General features: G+C 66.4%; 20 protein-coding genes. 14 read left to right on the top strand and 6 right to left on the bottom strand.

The features are described from left to right. Window positions 1–4 precede the first annotated feature (4 nt). On the bottom strand, window positions 5–1,618 hold the full coding sequence (locus tag LGM56_RS00975) for a DUF2957 domain-containing protein (RefSeq protein WP_226202238.1): 1,614 nt from the start codon (window positions 1,616–1,618) through the stop codon (window positions 5–7). Between the two features lie 617 nt (window positions 1,619–2,235). Then, window positions 2,236–2,532 carry a cupin domain-containing protein gene (locus LGM56_RS00970; RefSeq protein WP_089496319.1) on the bottom strand — a complete coding sequence of 99 codons (297 nt, stop codon included), beginning with the start codon at window positions 2,530–2,532 and terminating at the stop codon, window positions 2,236–2,238. A 434-nt stretch (window positions 2,533–2,966) separates the two neighbouring features. On the opposite strand from LGM56_RS00970, the gene LGM56_RS00965 reads away from it, so the two are divergent. From LGM56_RS00965 to LGM56_RS00950, 4 genes are all read left to right on the top strand, one after another. Beyond that, window positions 2,967–3,911, top strand: a complete 945-nt coding sequence (locus tag LGM56_RS00965) for an ABC transporter ATP-binding protein (RefSeq protein WP_089496318.1) — start codon at window positions 2,967–2,969, stop codon at window positions 3,909–3,911. 3 nt (window positions 3,912–3,914) lie between these two features. Continuing rightward, window positions 3,915–4,676, top strand: coding sequence for an ABC transporter permease (locus LGM56_RS00960; protein WP_083266168.1), 762 nt, complete (start codon window positions 3,915–3,917; stop codon window positions 4,674–4,676). Between the two features lie 164 nt (window positions 4,677–4,840). Next, window positions 4,841–6,253, top strand: coding sequence for an MFS transporter (locus LGM56_RS00955; protein WP_226202236.1), 1,413 nt, complete (start codon window positions 4,841–4,843; stop codon window positions 6,251–6,253). Window positions 6,254–6,405: 152 nt separating this feature from the next. Beyond that, window positions 6,406–6,582 carry a hypothetical protein gene (locus LGM56_RS00950; RefSeq protein ID WP_226202234.1) on the top strand — a complete coding sequence of 59 codons (177 nt, stop codon included), beginning with the start codon at window positions 6,406–6,408 and terminating at the stop codon, window positions 6,580–6,582. A 42-nt stretch (window positions 6,583–6,624) separates the two neighbouring features. On the opposite strand, the gene LGM56_RS00945 is transcribed toward LGM56_RS00950, so the two are convergent. Then, on the bottom strand, window positions 6,625–6,855 hold the full coding sequence (locus tag LGM56_RS00945; RefSeq protein ID WP_034186060.1) for a hypothetical protein: 231 nt from the start codon (window positions 6,853–6,855) through the stop codon (window positions 6,625–6,627). 162 nt (window positions 6,856–7,017) lie between these two features. On the opposite strand from LGM56_RS00945, the gene LGM56_RS00940 reads away from it, so the two are divergent. The 8 genes from LGM56_RS00940 (at window position 7,018) to LGM56_RS00905 (ending at window position 14,553) form a co-directional block, all read left to right on the top strand. After that, window positions 7,018–8,781 (top strand): ATP-binding protein, encoded by a 1,764-nt coding sequence (locus tag LGM56_RS00940; protein ID WP_226202232.1) that lies wholly within the window; start codon window positions 7,018–7,020, stop codon window positions 8,779–8,781. Window positions 8,782–8,942: 161 nt separating this feature from the next. Continuing rightward, window positions 8,943–9,371, top strand: coding sequence for a YciI family protein (locus tag LGM56_RS00935; RefSeq protein ID WP_089496315.1), 429 nt, complete (start codon window positions 8,943–8,945; stop codon window positions 9,369–9,371). Window positions 9,372–9,513: 142 nt separating this feature from the next. Beyond that, complete coding sequence (locus LGM56_RS00930) at window positions 9,514–10,320, top strand: DinB family protein (protein ID WP_226202230.1); 807 nt, start codon at window positions 9,514–9,516, stop codon at window positions 10,318–10,320. Continuing rightward, window positions 10,317–11,057, top strand: coding sequence for an alpha/beta fold hydrolase (locus tag LGM56_RS00925; protein WP_226202228.1), 741 nt, complete (start codon window positions 10,317–10,319; stop codon window positions 11,055–11,057). The genes LGM56_RS00930 and LGM56_RS00925 overlap by 4 nt, the downstream gene beginning before the upstream one ends. Before the next feature lie 110 nt (window positions 11,058–11,167). Continuing rightward, window positions 11,168–12,046: an alpha/beta hydrolase gene (locus tag LGM56_RS00920; RefSeq protein WP_226202226.1), complete on the top strand. Its 879-nt coding sequence runs from the start codon at window positions 11,168–11,170 to the stop codon at window positions 12,044–12,046. A 95-nt stretch (window positions 12,047–12,141) separates the two neighbouring features. Then, window positions 12,142–13,035: a LysR family transcriptional regulator gene (locus tag LGM56_RS00915; RefSeq protein WP_226202224.1), complete on the top strand. Its 894-nt coding sequence runs from the start codon at window positions 12,142–12,144 to the stop codon at window positions 13,033–13,035. A gap of 132 nt (window positions 13,036–13,167) precedes the next feature. Next, a complete protein-coding gene (locus LGM56_RS00910) occupies window positions 13,168–13,494 on the top strand; it encodes a carboxymuconolactone decarboxylase family protein (RefSeq protein WP_089496310.1) in 327 nt (108 codons plus the stop codon). Between the two features lie 51 nt (window positions 13,495–13,545). Beyond that, complete coding sequence (locus LGM56_RS00905) at window positions 13,546–14,553, top strand: aldo/keto reductase (RefSeq protein WP_226202221.1); 1,008 nt, start codon at window positions 13,546–13,548, stop codon at window positions 14,551–14,553. 97 nt (window positions 14,554–14,650) lie between these two features. On the opposite strand, the gene LGM56_RS00900 is transcribed toward LGM56_RS00905, so the two are convergent. Continuing rightward, window positions 14,651–14,881 carry a hypothetical protein gene (locus LGM56_RS00900; RefSeq protein ID WP_089441800.1) on the bottom strand — a complete coding sequence of 77 codons (231 nt, stop codon included), beginning with the start codon at window positions 14,879–14,881 and terminating at the stop codon, window positions 14,651–14,653. Window positions 14,882–15,088: 207 nt separating this feature from the next. Next, window positions 15,089–15,988: a hypothetical protein gene (locus LGM56_RS00895; RefSeq protein ID WP_089426803.1), complete on the bottom strand. Its 900-nt coding sequence runs from the start codon at window positions 15,986–15,988 to the stop codon at window positions 15,089–15,091. A 79-nt stretch (window positions 15,989–16,067) separates the two neighbouring features. Between LGM56_RS00895 and LGM56_RS00890 the strand changes: the two genes are divergently transcribed. Then, window positions 16,068–16,406, top strand: a complete 339-nt coding sequence (locus tag LGM56_RS00890) for a helix-turn-helix domain-containing protein (protein ID WP_226202219.1) — start codon at window positions 16,068–16,070, stop codon at window positions 16,404–16,406. Window positions 16,407–16,482: 76 nt separating this feature from the next. After that, window positions 16,483–17,139, top strand: a complete 657-nt coding sequence (locus LGM56_RS00885; protein WP_226202217.1) for a hypothetical protein — start codon at window positions 16,483–16,485, stop codon at window positions 17,137–17,139. On the opposite strand, the gene LGM56_RS00880 is transcribed toward LGM56_RS00885, so the two are convergent. Then, window positions 17,136–17,819 (bottom strand): alpha/beta fold hydrolase, encoded by a 684-nt coding sequence (locus LGM56_RS00880; protein WP_226202215.1) that lies wholly within the window; start codon window positions 17,817–17,819, stop codon window positions 17,136–17,138. The genes LGM56_RS00885 and LGM56_RS00880 overlap by 4 nt on opposite strands. Window positions 17,820–17,987 lie beyond the last annotated feature (168 nt).

Raw genomic sequence — 17,987 nt, 5'->3', positions numbered from 1 at the left:
AGGGTTACTGGACGAACGCGCCGACCGTGAAGAACGGGTTGACCTGGCTGTTGTTGACGACCATCGCGTAGACGTTGCCGGCCGTCACGATCCAGCCCGTATCGCCCTTCTTGAAGATCGCCACGTTGCCGCTCGCACCCTTCGCGTTGAAGTCCTGCGAGGCCGTGACCTTGATCTTGCCGGGCGTGGCCTGCGTATAGTCGAGCGCGAACTGCGAGGTCACCGACGACGTCTGCGGATCAATGAACGCCGCGGTATTGCCCTGGAACAGCGTCGACGTATAGTTCGCGGCCATCGTCGACACGGCAGTGCCGTCGTTACAGGTTCCGGCTTCCGTCAGGAAGGTGCCATTGACGAACTTGCCAGGCAGATCCGGGTGCGGCACGTTTGGATTGAAGCTCGGGCCTGCCGACGGGAAGAAGCTCGCCGTGCCGGGAGACGTCACGATGCCGCATGCGGATGCGCTGGTCGCGCCGATGTAACCGCCCTTCAGCGAATTGGCGGCAATCGCGGTGGCTGACGACAGCATCGAGATCCCGACTTCGGCATCGGCGACCGACGCGAGCGGATTGGCCGGATCGACATACGTGTAGCCGACACGGATCACGACCGGTATCCGTACGCCGTTCAGCTTGCCGACGATCATGATGCCTTTGGCCTGACTCGACGCAAGGAGGATGAGCGACGACCCCTGCCCCGCGATCGGATACGAGGCCACGCCAAACGCATTCGGCAGCCCGTTGCTCACGAACACGTTGTCGGCCGACCCGTCCGCATTCTTGCGCAGCGTCCAGGGAGTCCCGGTCGTCTGACACGAGTAGTCGCTGCCTTGCGTGATCGTGCACGAACCGTCCGCATTGAGCGTCTGGTTCCAGTTGACGACGTCCGGCTCCCAGCCGATTGGCCCCAGCGCGCTCTGCCCACCCCCGCCGATCGGCGACAGATGGATGCCTACCTCGTTGTAATTGCCCGCGACCTTCGAAAAGTCGGTTTCCGTTTCGATGAAGCCGATGAACGGGTAGAAATCGAACGTCCGCGACGGCACGTAGCCGATGGGCGTGGGGGCCCCGAGGTCGATACCCTTGTACGCAATCGTCGCCCCCGGAATCCCGCCACCCACCACGCCATTGCCGACGAACAGCATCGGCGGATCGGCACGGTTGATCGTCACCGCGTACGCGCCGTCGCTCGTCGCGCCGCTGTCGAGCACGAATGCGCAGCGGTTCTGCTCGGCGGTCGGGAGCGTGGTCGGATGATGAAATGCACCGCTGATCGTCAGGCCCGCGCGCGTGTTGTTGACTTGCCCTGCCGACGTCGGCACCGACGATTCGAGGAACTGCATCTGATAGGTGAGCTTCATGGTGTCGAACTTCACCTTCACGTACTCGCCGCTGCCTGCGCCGCCCGTATACGTCGTCGTGTAATCGAGCGCGTCCGGACACAGCTTCGTCACGACGGGCGGCGTCGTTTCGGCCCCGCTCGGCCCGCATGCGCTGCCCGAGCACTGCGGCACGTTGATCGGCCCCGGATCGTCGCCGCCGCCGCAACCGGCGACGAACGGCAGCGCCAGTACCGCGCACGACAGAATCGCTTTCCGCCATTCAGGAATGCAAATCATCAACCCCTCCTTTTCAGGTACGACAAGTCTCGTCCGGACAGGCTGCATGGCCCGCCGGTTGGTATCGCGCCGCGGCACGGACGCGCGGCGCATGACGGTGCGCGCAAGCCGGCCGCGATGCCGGTCAGGCACATGCGGCACACGCCGCGGCGGCAGACAAGCGCTCTCCCGCGGCGCCGTCATGCGGCACGGCGCCGTGAGAACGATCGAAACGGGAAGTGGTTCGCCGCTACACGGCGACAGGACAACGCAGGCACGCGATCTGCATCGCGCCTGCATTCAGCGAAAAAACGGGAAACGGCAGTCCGACTGGCCCCGCGGATAGGCGTCTCATGTATGGGTCTCCATCCGTACGCTTGATTCGTTATCGTGATGCGTCGTTTGTCGAGACTATGATCGGACGATACCCACAAGTAAATGGATGCAGAGTTCCAAACGACCGAAACCACGCAATCCTAGCGTTTACACGGTATTTGACAGATTTTCAAACAGCCTTCAATTTATTTGCTCAGACAAATACCCGGGCGGTATAACACGCGTTTGAATGGCGGCCGCCAATCCGCGCTTGGCCAAGCCAGCCGGGCCTCAGCCGGCCGCCTGCATGTTGCGGCGCAACCTTACACGTCGATGATCGCGAGCGTGCCGTGGCTGCCCGGCAGCACCGCATGAGCCACACCGGCGCGCGCGAGGTACATCTGCCCGGCCTCCACGATGATCGTCTCGCCCGCGACCTCGAGCAGCATCCTGCCGTCGAGCACCAGCAGCCCCTCGTTGTAGTCGTGCACTTCCGCTTCGTAAGCCTGCGCATCCATGCGCAGCACCTTGATCCTGGCCGGCCCGACCTCGCCGACGATCGTGGATTTCCATGCGACGGCCTGCGCCGCCGCCACGGATTTGAAATCGATCAAAGACATGCGCGCCGCTCCGTGAACGATGAAAGGAACGCATTATCGCGAGCGCCGCGCATGCCGTCCCGGTACGGCGCGACAGCCTTCGGGCGGCACAGTCGGCCGTCCGGCCGCGCCGCCACCGAGCGGAAACCCGATCGCAGCCCGGTTCGCCGAAAACGGCACTCATTGTTCACGCGCCGCAAATAAATCGCCGCGTTATTCCGCGATGCGCGGTCAATTCACGCAAATCCGGCACCGGCAACCCACGCCCTTTCCACGAGAATGCATTTCCATCTACCGATTGCTAATATGGCGATCCTGCGATCCCGCACCACAACGCCGTTCGACATGACGCCCGTTCGCCATGCCGTCCCCGGTCCCGGCCGCTTCGCAGCGGCGGCGACGCCGGGCACGTGCGGCGCACGCCGTCGCGCCGGCCGGCCGTCCCATCCGTGAGCATGCAACCGATCCTTTCCGTCTCCGACCTCTCCAAGACTTACGCGTCCGGCTTCCAGGCGCTGAAGCACGTGACCCTCGACATCCGCCCCGGCGAGATCTTCGCGTTGCTCGGGCCGAACGGCGCCGGCAAGACGACGCTGATCGGCTCGATCTGCGGCATCGTCACGCCGACCGAAGGCCGCGTGACGGTCGGCGGCCACGACATCCGCGATCACTACCGCGCGGCCCGCGAAATGATCGGCCTCGTGCCGCAGGAACTGACCACCGACGCGTTCGAGACCGTGTGGGCGACCGTGTCGTTCAGCCGCGGCCTGTTCGGCAAGGCGCCCGATCCCGCGTACATCGAGAAGACGCTGAAAGCGCTGTCGCTGTGGGACAAGCGCGACAACAAGCTGATGACGCTGTCGGGCGGCATGAAGCGCCGCGTGATGATCGCGAAGGCGCTGTCGCACGAGCCGCGCATCCTGTTCCTCGACGAACCGACGGCCGGCGTCGACGTCGAGCTGCGCCGCGACATGTGGAAGCTCGTCGATTCGCTGCGCGACAACGGCGTGACGATCCTGCTGACCACGCACTACATCGAGGAAGCCGAGGAAATGGCCGACCGCATCGGCATCATCCTCGGCGGCGAGCTCGTGCTCGTCGAGGAAAAGCACGAACTGATGCGCAAGCTCGGCAAGAAGCAGCTCACCGTGCAGCTCGAGCACCCGCTCGCGGACGTGCCGCCCGCGCTCGCGCCGTTCGGTCTCGAACGCGCGGCCGACGGCGCCGCGCTCGTCTACACGTACGACTCGCAGCGCGACGACGCGAGCATCGCGAAACTGATCAACGCGCTCGGCTCGGCCGGGATCGGCTTCCGCGACCTGCACACGACGCAGAGCTCGCTCGAGGATATTTTCGTCAGCCTGATCGACAACCGCCGCAACGGCGTGCAAGGAGCCTGACGTATGAACCTGCATGGCATCCGCGCGATCTACCGCGCAGAAATGGCCCGCACGCGCCGCACGCTGATGCAGAGCATCATCGCGCCGGTGATCTCCACATCGCTGTATTTCGTGGTGTTCGGCTCCGCAATCGGCTCGCGCATCAGCGACGTGAACGGCATCGGCTACGGCTCGTTCATCGTGCCGGGGCTCGTGATGCTGTCGCTGCTGTCGCAGAGCATCTCGAACGCGTCGTTCGGCATCTACTTCCCGCGCTTCACGGGCACGATCTACGAAATCCTCTCCGCGCCCGTGTCGTACTGGGAGATCGTGATCGCGTATGTGGGCGCGGCCGCGTCGAAGTCGATCCTGCTCGGCGTGATCATCCTCGCCACGGCCGGCCTGTTCGTGCCGCTGCACATCCTGCATCCGTTCTGGATGGTGCTGTTCCTCGTGCTGACGGCAGTCACGTTCAGCCTGTTCGGCTTCGTGATCGGCATCTGGGCCGACAGCTTCGAGAAGCTGCAGCTCGTGCCGCTCTTGATCATCACGCCGCTCACGTTCCTCGGCGGCAGCTTCTACTCGGTCGACATGCTGCCGCCCGCGTGGCGCGTCGTCACGCTGTTCAACCCGATCGTCTACCTGGTCAGCGGCTTCCGCTGGTCGTTCTACGGGATCGCCGACGTGCATGTAGGTGTCAGCCTCGGCGCGACGTCGCTGTTCCTCGTGATCCTGCTGGCGATCGTCGCGTGGATGTTCCGCACCGGCTACAAGCTGAAGAATTAATTGATGCGCGACGGCCGCACCCCGCGCGGCCGTCGATGACGCATTTGAGCAAGCAGGCGGCGCTTTTCCTCTGATGCGGCATTTTGTGGTCGCGTCTACTGAAGAAGAAGCATCGGGGCCGCGAAGCACGCGCTTCGCGGCCCCTTTTCATTTCAGAGGACGCCATGCCCGCCGCCACCGCTCCCGCCTCCGCCGCCGCCCGGCTCGAACGCCTGCCGTTCTCCGGCTATCACAAGCGGATCTTCTTCATCATCGCGATCGCGTTCTTCTTCGATTCGGTCGACCTCGGCACGATGACGTTCGTGCTCGGCTCGATCCGCAAGGAGTTCGGGCTGTCGACCGCGGCCGCCGGCCTCGTCGCGAGCGCGAGCTTCTTCGGGATGGTGCTCGGCGCGGCCGTCGCCGGCCTGCTCGCCGACCGCTTCGGCCGCCGGCCCGTGTTCCAGTGGAGCATGGTGCTGTGGGGCGCGGCCTCGTATCTGTGCTCGACCGCGCAGAGCGTCGACGCGCTGATCGTCTACCGCGTGCTGCTCGGGATCGGGATGGGCATGGAATTCCCGGTCGCGCAGACCTTGCTGTCCGAATTCGTGCCGACCGAGAAGCGCGGCCGCCTGATCGCGCTGATGGACGGTTTCTGGCCGCTCGGCTTCATCACGGCCGGCATCGTCGCGTACTTCGTGCTGCCGCAGTTCGGCTGGCGCACCGTGTTCGCGCTGCTCGCGATTCCCGCGGTGTTCGTGCTCGTCGTGCGTCGCATCGTGCCGGAATCGCCACGCTGGCTCGAGCATGCGGGCCGGCACACGGAAGCCGACACGGTGATGCACACGATCGAGGCGAAGGTGATGCGCTCGGCCGGCGTCACGACGCTGCCGCCGCCGTCGCGGCTCGCCGAGCCGGTCGCCGCCCGCGGGCGCGGCGCGCTGCGCGAAATCTGGAGCGGCGTGTACCGCCGCCGCACGGTGATGGTGTGGCTGCTGTGGTTCTTCGCGCTGCTCGGTTTCTACGGCCTCACGTCGTGGCTCGGCGCGCTGCTGCAGCAGGCCGGCTTCGAGGTCACGAAATCGGTGTTCTACACGGTGCTGATCTCGCTCGGCGGCGTGCCGGGCTTCCTGTGCGCCGCGTGGCTCGTCGAACGCTGGGGGCGCAAGCCGACCTGCATCGCGTCGCTGATCGGCGGCGGCGTGATGGCGTACGCGTACGGCCAGAGCGCGCTGTACGGCGGCAGCATGGCGCTGCTGATCGGCACCGGCCTCGCGATGCAGTTCTTCCTGTTCGGGATGTGGGCCGCGCTGTACACGTACACGCCGGAGCTGTACGGCACCGGCGCGCGCGCGACGGGCTCGGGCTTCGCGTCGGCGATCGGGCGCGTCGGCTCGTTGATCGGGCCTTACGTGGTCGGCGTCGTGCTGCCGGTGTTCGGCCAGGGCGGCGTATTCACGCTCGGCGCGCTGTCGTTCATCGCGGCCGCGCTGGCCGTGTGGACGCTCGGGATCGAGACGAAGGGCCTCGCGCTGGAACAGCTCGCGGCGGGTGATGAAGCGGGTGGCGGTGGCCGCTATGCCGCGGCGGCGGACTAGGTGTCCTGAGCGCCCGGTCAGCCTTCAGCCAGTTCTTCGTCCGGTCGACGAACGGCAACGTCGTCTGCAGCGAAACGGGCACGCTTTCCAACTTTCCGCAATCGGCCGCGAGCCTCGCGGCCGTCGGCATCACGCCGTCGAGGGTGAGCAGCGTGATCGTTCCGCATTTCGAGGTCGACGAGACGGGCGCACTGCCCGACTTCCTCGTGGCCAATCCGGCGCTCGTCGCATACGCGCATCCGGTCTGCACGCACGGCCCGGCCATCACGCACGACATCCCGCGCGTGCTCGCCGGCGCGATCGCGCATTGCGAGGCCGCCGCCGCGTAAGTCGCGGAGGCGGCAATCCAGTGGGGGTGCCGCAGGTTCCGGTCAGGCGCCGGCGACGACGAACTCTTCGGCCGCCTTGCGCTGCACCGCGGCCATCACCGCCAGTTCGCGCTTGCTGCGCGTGTCGCCGGACACGACACCCGTCGCGTGCTTCGCCTTCGCACCCAGCGGGAAAAAGACAAACGACGCACCGGCCGGAGCCGCCGGCTCGGCGCGCAGGCGTTTGTTCAGGATTTTCAGGTACTTCTTCTTCGAGACTTCCTTAGCAGCCATGGCGCCCTCCGCGTGAACGTGGTGAGGATCAGCATACCAGTTTTGACGACGGGCTCCGGAACGTCGCAGCGTCGCCGCACGAATCGATCTGCCCTAGAATGGAGCACGCTTTCGCGACTTGTCCCCCCGCCCGAGACCGCATGTCCTCATCGGAGCGCTCCCATGCATGTCGAGTTGTTCGCGCAGCATCACGCTTGTACCGGTTGGCAGGGCGACATGGCCCGGCGCATCGCCGCATTCGACTGGGCCGCCACCGGGCTGGGCCCGCTCGACGGGTGGCCGGCCAGCCTCGTCACGGCCGTGCGCACGGTGCTCGCGTCGCCGCTGCCGCTGGTGATGCTGTGGGGCCGCCCCGGCTACATGATCTACAACGACGCATATGCCGGGTTCGCTGGCGGGCGCCATCCGTATCTGCTCGGCAAACCGGTCGAACTCGGCTGGCCCGAAGTCGCCGATTTCAACCGCAACGTGATGGACACCTGCCTCGCCGGCGGCACGCTGTCCTATCGCGACAAGGCCCTCGTGCTGCTGCGCAGCGGCCGCCCCGAAGACGTCTGGATGGATCTGCACTACAGCCCGATCCCCGACGACGACGGTGCACCGGGCGGCGTGCTCGCCGTCGTCGTCGAGACCACCGAACGCGTGCTCGCCACGCGCCACCGCGATCGCGCGGAAGCGGCGCTGCAGGCGTCCAATGCCCGGCTGCGCGACCTGACCGAGACGCTCGAGCAGCGCGTGACCGACGCGATCGCGGAGCGCGCGGCGATCGAGGAACAGTTGCGTCATGCACAGAAGATGGAAGCGATCGGCAACCTGACCGGCGGCATCGCGCACGACTTCAACAACGTGCTGCAGGTGATCAGCGGCAACCTGCAGATCCTCTCCGTCGAACTCGGCGCCCATGCGGGCGCGCAACCCCGGATCGAGAACGCGAACAACGCCGTGCGGCGCGGTGCGAAACTGGCGTCGCACCTGCTCGCCTTCGCGCGCCGCCAGCCGCTCGCGCCGACGACGCTGAATCCGCGGCAACTGATCGTGGACATGAGCGAGATGCTGCACCGCGCGCTCGGCGAAACGGTCCGGATCGTCCCCGCACTGTCGCCCGATGTCGGCAACGTGCTCGCCGACCGGCACCAGCTCGAAAACGCACTCCTGAACCTTGCGCTCAATGCGCGTGACGCGATGCGCGGCGACGGCACGCTGACGATCGCCGCCTACAACGTGCAGTCAGGCGATGCGTCGGGCGCCGGCCGCGCGCCGACGCCACCCGGCGAATACGTGACGCTCGAGCTCGCCGACACGGGCACCGGCATGACGGCCGACGTACTCGAGCGCGCGTTCGAACCGTTCTTCACGACCAAGCCGGATGGCGAAGGCACGGGGCTCGGGCTCAGCATGGTGTTCGGCTTCGTCAAGCAGAGCGGCGGCCATGTGTCGATCGACAGCACGCTAGGCCAGGGCACCACCGTGCGCCTCACGTTTCCGCGCTGCCACGGCGCGGCCGAGGAGCAGGCCCGCATGCCGCAGCACGACGCGGTGCGCGGCCACGAGACCATCCTCGTCGTCGAGGACGATGCGGACGTCCGCCTGACCGTGGTCGACATGCTCGCGCAACTCGGCTACAAGGTCATCACGGCGTCCAGCGGCGAAGCCGCATTGCGCGTGCTCGACAGCGAGACGCCAATCGACCTGCTGTTTACCGACGTGATCATGCCCGGCCGCGTGAAGGGCGGCGAACTCGGACGCCGTGCCGCGCTGCGCAAGCCGCCGTTGCCCGTGCTGTTCACGTCCGGCTACACGCGAGACGAGATCTTCCATGCGGGACGGCTGGACCCCGGCGTGATGCTGCTCGGCAAGCCATACCGGCGCGACGAACTCGCGGCCCGGATCCGCAGCGCACTCGATGCGGGCGTCGGCACGACATGACGGATTGCCGGCGCAACGCCGCACACGCCGTTCACCCCTGAGATTTTTTCCCTGCGATGTCGATTCGCGTCGCTCTCGCGCGTCGTGTTGTCGTAACCGCTCGTTTTTGCCGTCGGAACGACCGGCGGCGCCCCCTCATTCTTGTTCAAGGAGAGTCCACCATGCGCGTCCTCGTCATCGTCAAGGCCACCACCGATTCCGAATCCGGCCGGATGCCCGACCCGGAAATGATCGCCGCGATGGGCCGGTTCAACGAAGAACTGGCGCAAGCCGGCATCCTGCTCGCCGCCGACGGGCTGCACCCGAGCATGCGCGGCAAGCGTGTGCATTTTGCCGGCAAGAACCGCACCGTCAGCGACGGCCCGTTCGCCGAAACGAAGGAACTCGTCGCCGGCTTCTGGCTGTGGCAGGTGAAATCGATGGAAGAGGCAGTCGAATGGGTGAAGCGCTGCCCGAACCCGATGCCCGGCGACTCCGACATCGAGATCCGCCCGCTGTTCGAGGCGGAAGACTTCAGCCCGGCGTTCACGGATGCGTTGCAGGAGCAGAAAGCGCGGCTGAGCGCGCAGGCCGACGCCGGGAAGCGGTAAGGCGGGCGGTGCCGGCGGCGGCCCGCACGCCATCGAAGACTCGCCGATTGGCGCCGCCCCCGCAAGCTCGAATCGCCATCTTGACTGGGCCCGACCGAGTAACGTATCGTTTTGATACGTTACTCGCCGAAATCCTCCCGTCATGCATTCCCGCTTCGACCGTTTCCGCACCACGCCGCTCGGCGCCCAGCTTGAAGCGCTGATCGAACAACCCGAGCGTTACGTCGAATTCGCGGCGCTGTCGCGCGTGGGCGTCGCCGCGATCGGTGCGATCCAGCACGAGATCGCGCACAAATTCCCCGAAATCGAAACCGACACGACAGCCCGCCAGTTCTGCGGCGCGATGGTCGCGGAAGTCATGCGCCGTCACGGCCACGACGTCGTGCAGGCGCGTGGGCGGCTCGGCGGCACGCTGTTCAGCTATGGCGCGGTGTTCAGCGCATATCCGCAACGGCTGCCGTTCGCCGACGTCGTCGCCGCGCTGGCGCGCCTGCCCGATCGGCTCGCCGCGTATGCGGCGCACGTGCCGCCCGCACTGGGGACACGCCGCCCCGACGGCACGGGCTTCTCGGTCGTCGAGCATGCGTGCCACCTGCGCGATCTCGACGCGGTGTTCGCCGAGCGCATCGACGCCGTACGCACGCTCGACCTGCCCGTGATTGCCTCCGTCGACGGCACCGCGCTCGCCGCGCAACGCGACTATCTCGCGCAACCGCTCGACGCTGCGGTCACGGCATTCCGCACGGGCCGCGCCGCGCTGTGTGCAACCGCGGCCGCGCTCGATTCCGCGCAACGCGCACGCTGCGGGCTGCGCGACGGCCTCCGCCGCATGTCGCTCGACGAACTCGTGCGCGAACTGCTCGACCACGACCGTACCCACGTGCTCGAACTCGACGAACTGCTCGCCGAACTCGAATTGCCGCCCCTTCCTGCCGCGCCCGCCCCATGACCCAGCCCACGCCCATCGTCTTCATCCACGGTTTCATCGGCACGCTCGACGTGCGCGGGTGGAGCGGCCCGCATCTCGCGCCCGACCTGCTCGGCTACGGCACGCATCGCTCGGTACCGTCCGACACGATCACGCTTGCCGCGCAGGTCGAGCACCTTCGGCATACCGTTGATACGCACTTCGGCGCGCAGCCGGTCGATGTCGTCGGCCACTCGGTCGGCGGGGCGATCGCGATGCTGTTCGCGCATGCGCACCCGGAACGCGTGCGGCGGATCGTCAACGTCGAGGGCAACTTCACGCTCGACGATGCGTTCTGGTCGGCGTCGGTCGGCCGCATGACGCCTGCCGAAGCCGACGCGATGCTGGACGGCCTGCGTGCCGATCCGCAAGGCTGGCTGCGTGGCGCGATCGACGCGCCGTCGCCGGGCCTCGTCGACGACGCCCGCCGCTGGCTCGCGCATCAGCCCGCATCGACGTTGCGCGCGATGGGCCGCTCGGTGGTCGCGACGACCGGCGAACCGGGCTATCTGCAGGCACTCGCGCAAGTGTTCGCGCGTCATCCGGTCTGGCTGATGGCCGGCGAACGCTCGCGCGCGGGCTGGCACGTGCCCGACTGGGCGCTCGCGCGCTGCGCCGGCCTCGACACGATCGAGCGCTGCGGGCACCTGATCCCGGCCGAGCAACCCGATGCGTTTCGCGCGGCGCTCGAGCGCATCGTGTCCGCGCCGCCCGCCTGACAACCCGTAGGATTCGCCGAAATATGGTTGAAAGGCGCGGTTGCTAGAGTCGTCCGAACAGGGTTTTCCCGGCGCCCGGCGCCGGATGGGGTCGACACATGCGAGGATCGATGTACCTGGCACGCGCCTTCTGGCTGCTTCTGCTGGTCGCCATTTCAGGCCCTGCTCTCGCCTTTCACGCGCGGGTCGTCGTGATTCCCAGCGCCGCGATGAACGAGACGCTCAAGGCCACCGTCGTGCTGCCCGACGCCTATGCGCGCGGCACCCGCGACGGCGACCGCTATCCGGTCGTCTATCTGTTGCACGGCTCGGGCGGCGATCACACCGACTGGACGTCCAACACGCGCATCGCCGCGCTGGCCGACCGCTACCACGTGATCCTCGTGATGCCCGACGGCGGGCACGAGAGCTGGTACATCGACAGCCCGTTCGATTCGGGCAGCCGCTACGAAACCTTCATCGGCGACGAAGTCGTGTCGTACATCGACTTGCACTTCCGCACGATCGCCACGCAACGCGCCCGCGCGATCACCGGGCTCAGCATGGGCGGCTTCGGCGCGCTGCGCATCGCGCTCGACCGGCCCGACACGTTCGGCGCGGTCGGCAGCATCAGCGGCGCGGTCGATCCGCGCTGCTGCGCGGACGAGCCGGGCATCGACCACGTATTCGGCGACCCCGGCCGCCATCCGTCGTTCTGGGACCGCAACGTGATCGTCGCCAGCGCCAGCGCGTTCGTGCGCGCGCATCTCGACATGACGATCGATTGCGGCCGCGACGACGCGTTCGTCGGCTCGAACCGCACACTGCACGAACGGCTCGTCGCGCTCGGCGTGCCGCACGACTATGCGGAACGGCCCGGCGGTCACACGTGGGATTACTGGGCGAATGCGATCCGCTACCAGATGCGGTTCTTCGCGACGTCGTTCCAGCAGCGCGGCTATGCGTACCATCCCGCGCCCCATGCGCCGGGCATGACCCGCGCGGGCTGACGCGCACCGCATCGCCGCGTCACGACGCAGCGTCACGACGCGGCCCGGCGAACCCGGTGGTACGATGCGCGGGCATCGACCACCCGACACCCTCCATGCCGCGCGACAACTTTGCGGATCTTCTCGCCTTCATCGCCGTCGCGCGCGAGCGCAGTTTCACGCGTGCGGCCGCGCAGCTCGGCGTCTCGCAATCCGCGCTCAGCCATACGATCCGCTCGCTCGAAACACGCCTCGGCGTGCGGCTGCTCACGCGCACGACACGCAGCGTCGCGCCGACCGAAGCGGGCGAGCGTCTGCTGCGCAACCTCGCGCCGCGCTTCGACGAAATCGAAGCCGAACTGACCGCGCTCGCGGAACTGCGCGACCAACCCGCGGGCACCGTGCGCATCAACGCGACCGACTTCGTGATCCGCACGCTGCTGTGGCCGAAGCTCGCGCCGGTCCTGCGCGACTATCGCGACCTGAAAGTCGAGTTCGTGAACGACTACGGGCTGTCCGACATCGTCGCGGAGCGCTTCGACGTCGGCGTGCGGCTCGGCGACCAGGTGGCGAAGGACATGATCGCCGTACGCATCTCGGCCGACATGAAGATGGCGATCGTCGGCGCGCCCGCGTATTTCGCGGAACGCGCGCGCCCCGTGTCGCCGCAGGATCTCGTCGCGCACGACTGCATCAACCTGCGCCTGCCGACGCACGGCGCGCTGTACGCGTGGGAGCTCGCGCGCGGGGACGACATGCTGCAGGTGCGCGTCGACGGGCAGGTCACGTTCAACGGCACCTACGAAACCCTCGATGCGGCGCTCGCGGGCTACGGGCTCGCCTACGTGCCCGCCGAACTCGCGGCGCCGCATGTCGCCGCCGGCCGCCTCGACAGCGTGCTCGCCGACTGGTGCCCAACGTTCCCCGGCCATCACCTGTACTACGCGAGCCGGCGGCAATCGTCGCGCGCGCTCGCGGTGGTCGTCGAGGCGCTGCGCTATCGCGCATGAGCCCGCCTTGCTTTGCCTCTGCGCCGCGATTCATGAATCTAGTCGATAAGTGCATGCGGATTGGCGGGGATTATCGATAGACGCATCGGTGGCTACCATCGACGGTGTTCCCCACCTTCCCCGGAGCCCTCGATGTCCGAACCGACTTCCGCCGGACGCAAAGCGTTCGGCGCCATTGCCCCCGCCCTCGCCGACTACACCGACAACGTGCTGTTCGGCGACGTGTGGCAGCGCCCCGGCCTGTCGCCGCGCGATCGCAGCCTCGTCACGGTCGCGAGCCTCGTGTCGCTGTATCGCGTCAACGAGCTGCCGTTCCACCTGAAGAAAGCGCTCGACAATGGCCTCACGCGCGACGAGCTGGTCGAAGCGATCACGCACCTCGCGTTCTACTCGGGCTGGCCGACCGCAAGCTCGGCGCTGACGATCGCGCAGCGCGCGTTCGACGAAGCCGGCGTGTAAGCGCAGCATCCCCTCTTTCAACCGGCGGGCACGCGCCCGCATGGAGCCTTCATGGATTACCGCTATCTCGGGCGCAGCGCGCTCAAGGTGTCGCCGCTGTGCCTCGGTGCAATGATGTTCGGCGGCGAGACCGACGAAGCGACATCGGCGCGCATCATCGACAAGGCGTTCGACCAGGGCATCAACTTCATCGACACGGCCGACGTCTATCACGCCGGCCGCTCGGAAGAAGTCGTGGGCCGCGCGATTGCATCGCGTCGCGACAGCTGGGTCGTCGCGACGAAGTTCGGCTATCCGGCCGGGCCGGACGCAGGGCCGAACCGGCAGGGCCAGTCGCGCAAATGGATCGTCGAATCGGTCGACGCGAGCCTGAAGCGGCTCGGTACCGACTACATCGACATCCTCTATTTCCATCGCGCGCTGACCGACGCGCCGCTCGACGAAGGCATGCGCGCGATCGCCGACCTGATCCGGCAAGGCAAGGTGCGCTACTTCGGGCTGTCGAACTTCAAGGGCTGGCGCATCGCCGAAATCGTGCGGCTCGCGGACCAGCTCGGCATCGATCGCCCGGTCGCGAGCGAACCGCTGTACAACCTCGTCGATCGCACGGCCGAGGTCGAACAACTGCCGGCCGCCGCGCATTACGGGATCGGCGTCGTGCCGTACAGCCCGCTCGCGCGCGGTGTATTGACCGCCAAATACGCAGTCGATGCGCAGCCGCCCGCCGATTCACGCGCCGGCCGCGGCGACCGTCGCATCAAGCAAACGGAATGGCGACCCGAATCGTTGCACATCGCGCAGCAGGTGGCCGCGCATGCCGCCGCGCGCGGCACGACGTCGGTTGCGTTCGCGCTCGCGTGGGTCATGAAGAACCGCATCGTCAGCTCGACGATCGCGGGGCCGCGCACCGAAGCGCATTGGGACAGCTACATCGATGCACTGACACTCGAACTCGGCCCGGACGACGAACGGTTCGTCGATGCGCTCGTGCCGCCCGGGCATGCCTCGACGCACGGCTATACCGATCCCGGCTATCCGGTCGAAGGCCGCAAAGTTTGAAGTCGGAACGGGATATGTGAATGACATGCCGGGCGCGATGCCCGGCATGAAGATGAAAGCGCGTCGCACGACGCGCTTTCACGTAGATGCAGCGCGATCAGTTGTCGTGCGCTGTGTCGGCGCTGACGACGCGATCGAAAAATTCCTGCGCACGCGCCAGCTCGTCGAGCGCGCGATCGAGGCGCGACATCGCGCGTGCGTATTCGGCCGACGAAACGTCGTCGTCGCTTTCGCCGCGCACGGCGCGAAACGCCTGATCGACGTTGCGCGTGGCTTCGACGAAGCGCTGCGCGGCCCGGGCTTCCCGCGAACAGATGTGGGTCGACATCGACACTTCTCCCTCAGGGTTGCAGTGTGAAGCACGCCGACGCTCAGTGTGCGTGGTGCGCATGTCGGCGGCGTGAACCACAACCCATCGAGTGTCGACGCATCGGCCGCCGCGCAGCGCGCTTCGTGCCGATTGTCTCTCTGCGCTCGCCGCTCCGCTATGGCGAGATTGCAACAAATTCTTGCGCGATCTGCGTCGCGCGTTTCGTCACGCGCGCCCGATACGGGGATGCGCAAGGCCCGCGAACGCGGCCGCTTCACCCGGCGACAGGTCGAACAGGTCGCCGGTGAGATCGCGCGGATGCTCGGCCGCCGGCCGGTTGCGCAATCGCGCCGCGTGCGTGGGCGCAACATACGCGGCTGCCGTTTCGATCGGCGGCACATCGAACAGATCACGCGTGACGCCGCGCACGGCATCCGTCGGCGAACGGCCGCGCAAACGCGCGACGAGCTCGACGAAGCGATCGAAATCACCCGCGCGCGTGGCCTTGTTCACTTCCGCGAGATCGCGCGCCTTCAGCACGCACGGCTGTGCGAGCCGCACGAAATACGGTGCTTCGAGTTCGACCGACAGTGCGAGCGGATAGCTCTTGCCCGTCTGCTCCTTCGCACGCCCGACGCAATCGACCACGGCCGCCCCCTGTGCGGCGCCAAGCGGCTGGCCGGTGCTCACGCTGCGCAGGTGATCGGGAAACACGCGCAATTGCGTGCCGACCGTCAGCGCGGTGGACGACGCGCACACGAGCGCGTAGTGCTGTTCGCGGCGCCGGCCCGACGGCAAGGTCGAGCGGCTGGCGATGAACGTGTGCGGCGGCAACGGCCGCACCTGCCCGCTTGCGTCGACCCATGCGTTCCACAGCAGCATGTCTTTGCGCTCGCCTGCGCGCGGGCGCGATGCGACCGGCGAAAACAGCGCGAGCAGCGAGCCCGTGCGATGCGCGGCGACTTGCGCGCTGCTGCCGAGCGGCTGGTTGATGCCCCACAGAAAACGCCCGCCCCCGAGCCGGCGCTCCCATTCCTTGCGGAGCACGACGGTCGGCAGATCCTCGCCGGACTCGGTACCGATCTTGGTCCAGCAGAACGTGGGTGGGAGGTGTTTCAGTGTCATCAACTTTCTCGGGGATACAGCCTCGCTGGTGACAGCAAGCCCATTCAACAGCCGTAACTGTATAGGTATAATGCATCGCATGGAAGCCCCGGACCAAGATTTTCCCGTTCAAGACCTGTTGCGCCGCTTGATGGCAGATACACGCTCGTCCAGCGAAATCGCGCGACTCTCCGGGGTCAGCCAGCCGACCGTATCGCGCCTGAGGCTGTCGAACGGGCTTCGGCTGCGCCGCAGCGCGCCATTCAATAAGCTATGCAGTTTCTATGGTGTCGATACCGGGCCGTCGCGCCGCCAGTACAACGACCTGCTGCGCGACGCGATCGTCGACGCGTGGGACGGGTCGGATGAACATGGGCGCGCGCTGCTGGTCGTGATACAGGGGCTGAAAGGGCTGCAGGCGAAGGCGGATGATGGGTGATGGGGGTGGTGCGTTGCTTGTGCAGGCTGGCACCGGAGTGAAGAGAAGGCACATCGGAGATTGCGGTGGATGTCGCTTGACGCCGCGAAGCGGCCAGCCCGCACACCCGAAAGAGCATGGGTTCAGTTTCGCCGATCAACGCCTCGCGCAAGATACTATCGACTGTCAACCCGCATACCCTACCCACCAAATGGGCACATCGTATCGATTTATCTCCGCCCCAAGCGACAGCGATGCTGTTCTGACATGGTTCCGTGAACTGCCGGAACCACCGCGAGAAATCGCGGCAGCACAACACATCGTTCTGTATTTTGCGCACCTTGGAGGGCTGCAATATGGGGAGGATGGCGAAGTCGACGCGGCGAAGTCGCCAATCGTTACGATCGTCCCCCCTCGAACGGCTCGAGGCGCACTATGGACGGTCGGCGAAGTTCATTTTCTTACCAGCGCGCTCGGAAAACTCTACCCCGCGCTTTACCGCGTTAGCCGGTCATTCGGCAAATGGCTTGGCGGTTACCAATGCGTCTATTCATCCGCGGACCGCGACAACGGGTACAGCTACTATCTGGAAGGATCCGTCAAAAATCAGGTCACTCCGATTTTCGCCCTTCAGTCCGGCATGGACGCGCTCGGCAACGAGCGCTATTTCGTCGGAGCGCGGGATAACGACGCGGTGTTAGACACGGTGTGCAAGACACTGCGGTTACGCGGCCTTTCTGTTGATGCAGGTTAGCCATCACTCGCGGGTTTCGTCTGGTCTCTGATCGACAAGATGTGAAGCACCGATTCCAACAACCACTCACGCGCAATCGCCGTGCATCGCGACGGCCGCTCCAGCGTCGGGAAATGACCACACCCTTCTATCGCTTCGAATCGCGCATGTGGCATCACGCCGGCGATACACCGGCCAACGTCGACGGGAACAAAACGGTCAGCGGCCCCCCAGACGAGCAACGTAGGCACTTTGCTCGCCGCAAGCGTCGACCAATGATCCGAGCGCGTCAGCGTGGCATCAGATTGACGTGCAAACTGATCCGCCCCGGCATCGCGGGCCATCTGCATGAATGCAGCCCGTGACGTGCCGTCGTGCGCCGGAATCGCCTGGCCGGCGAACTCCGCAATGACTCGCTCGTGCTCTCCCGTACGAATGCGCCGGCTGGTGGCACGACCGGCGTCCGGATCCGGATGAACGCCCGGCTGACAATTCATCAGCCAGAGCCCACGAACGCGGTCGGGCGCTCTCGCGAGCACTTCCATCGCGAGACATCCGCCGTATGCCGTGCCCGCAAGAATGAACGCACTGCTTGTCGATGCAAGGAGTTGCTCGGCACTCTCGGCGAATGTCGGTTGCGCCAGTATCTTCACGGTCGGTGAAACAAGATCCTTCAGCGCGTCGACCTGATCGGCATACATTCGGGCGTCGCACGGCATCGCGGGTAGAAATATGAGCGGTAGCACCATCGGAATGACTCAGGCAGGTAGGGGATCGCGTCTCGAAACCATCCAACGCAATCTTGGTCGACTTCAAGTTCCTGAGCCCAGGCTCATGAGCAACGACATGTACTGTGCAGAAGAAAATCG

Source organism: Burkholderia sp. AU38729, from assembly GCF_020419725.1.
Classification (GTDB): domain Bacteria; phylum Pseudomonadota; class Gammaproteobacteria; order Burkholderiales; family Burkholderiaceae; genus Burkholderia.
The sequence above is the reverse complement of the archived record's forward strand: the minus strand, read 5'-3'. Positions and strand labels throughout refer to the sequence as shown.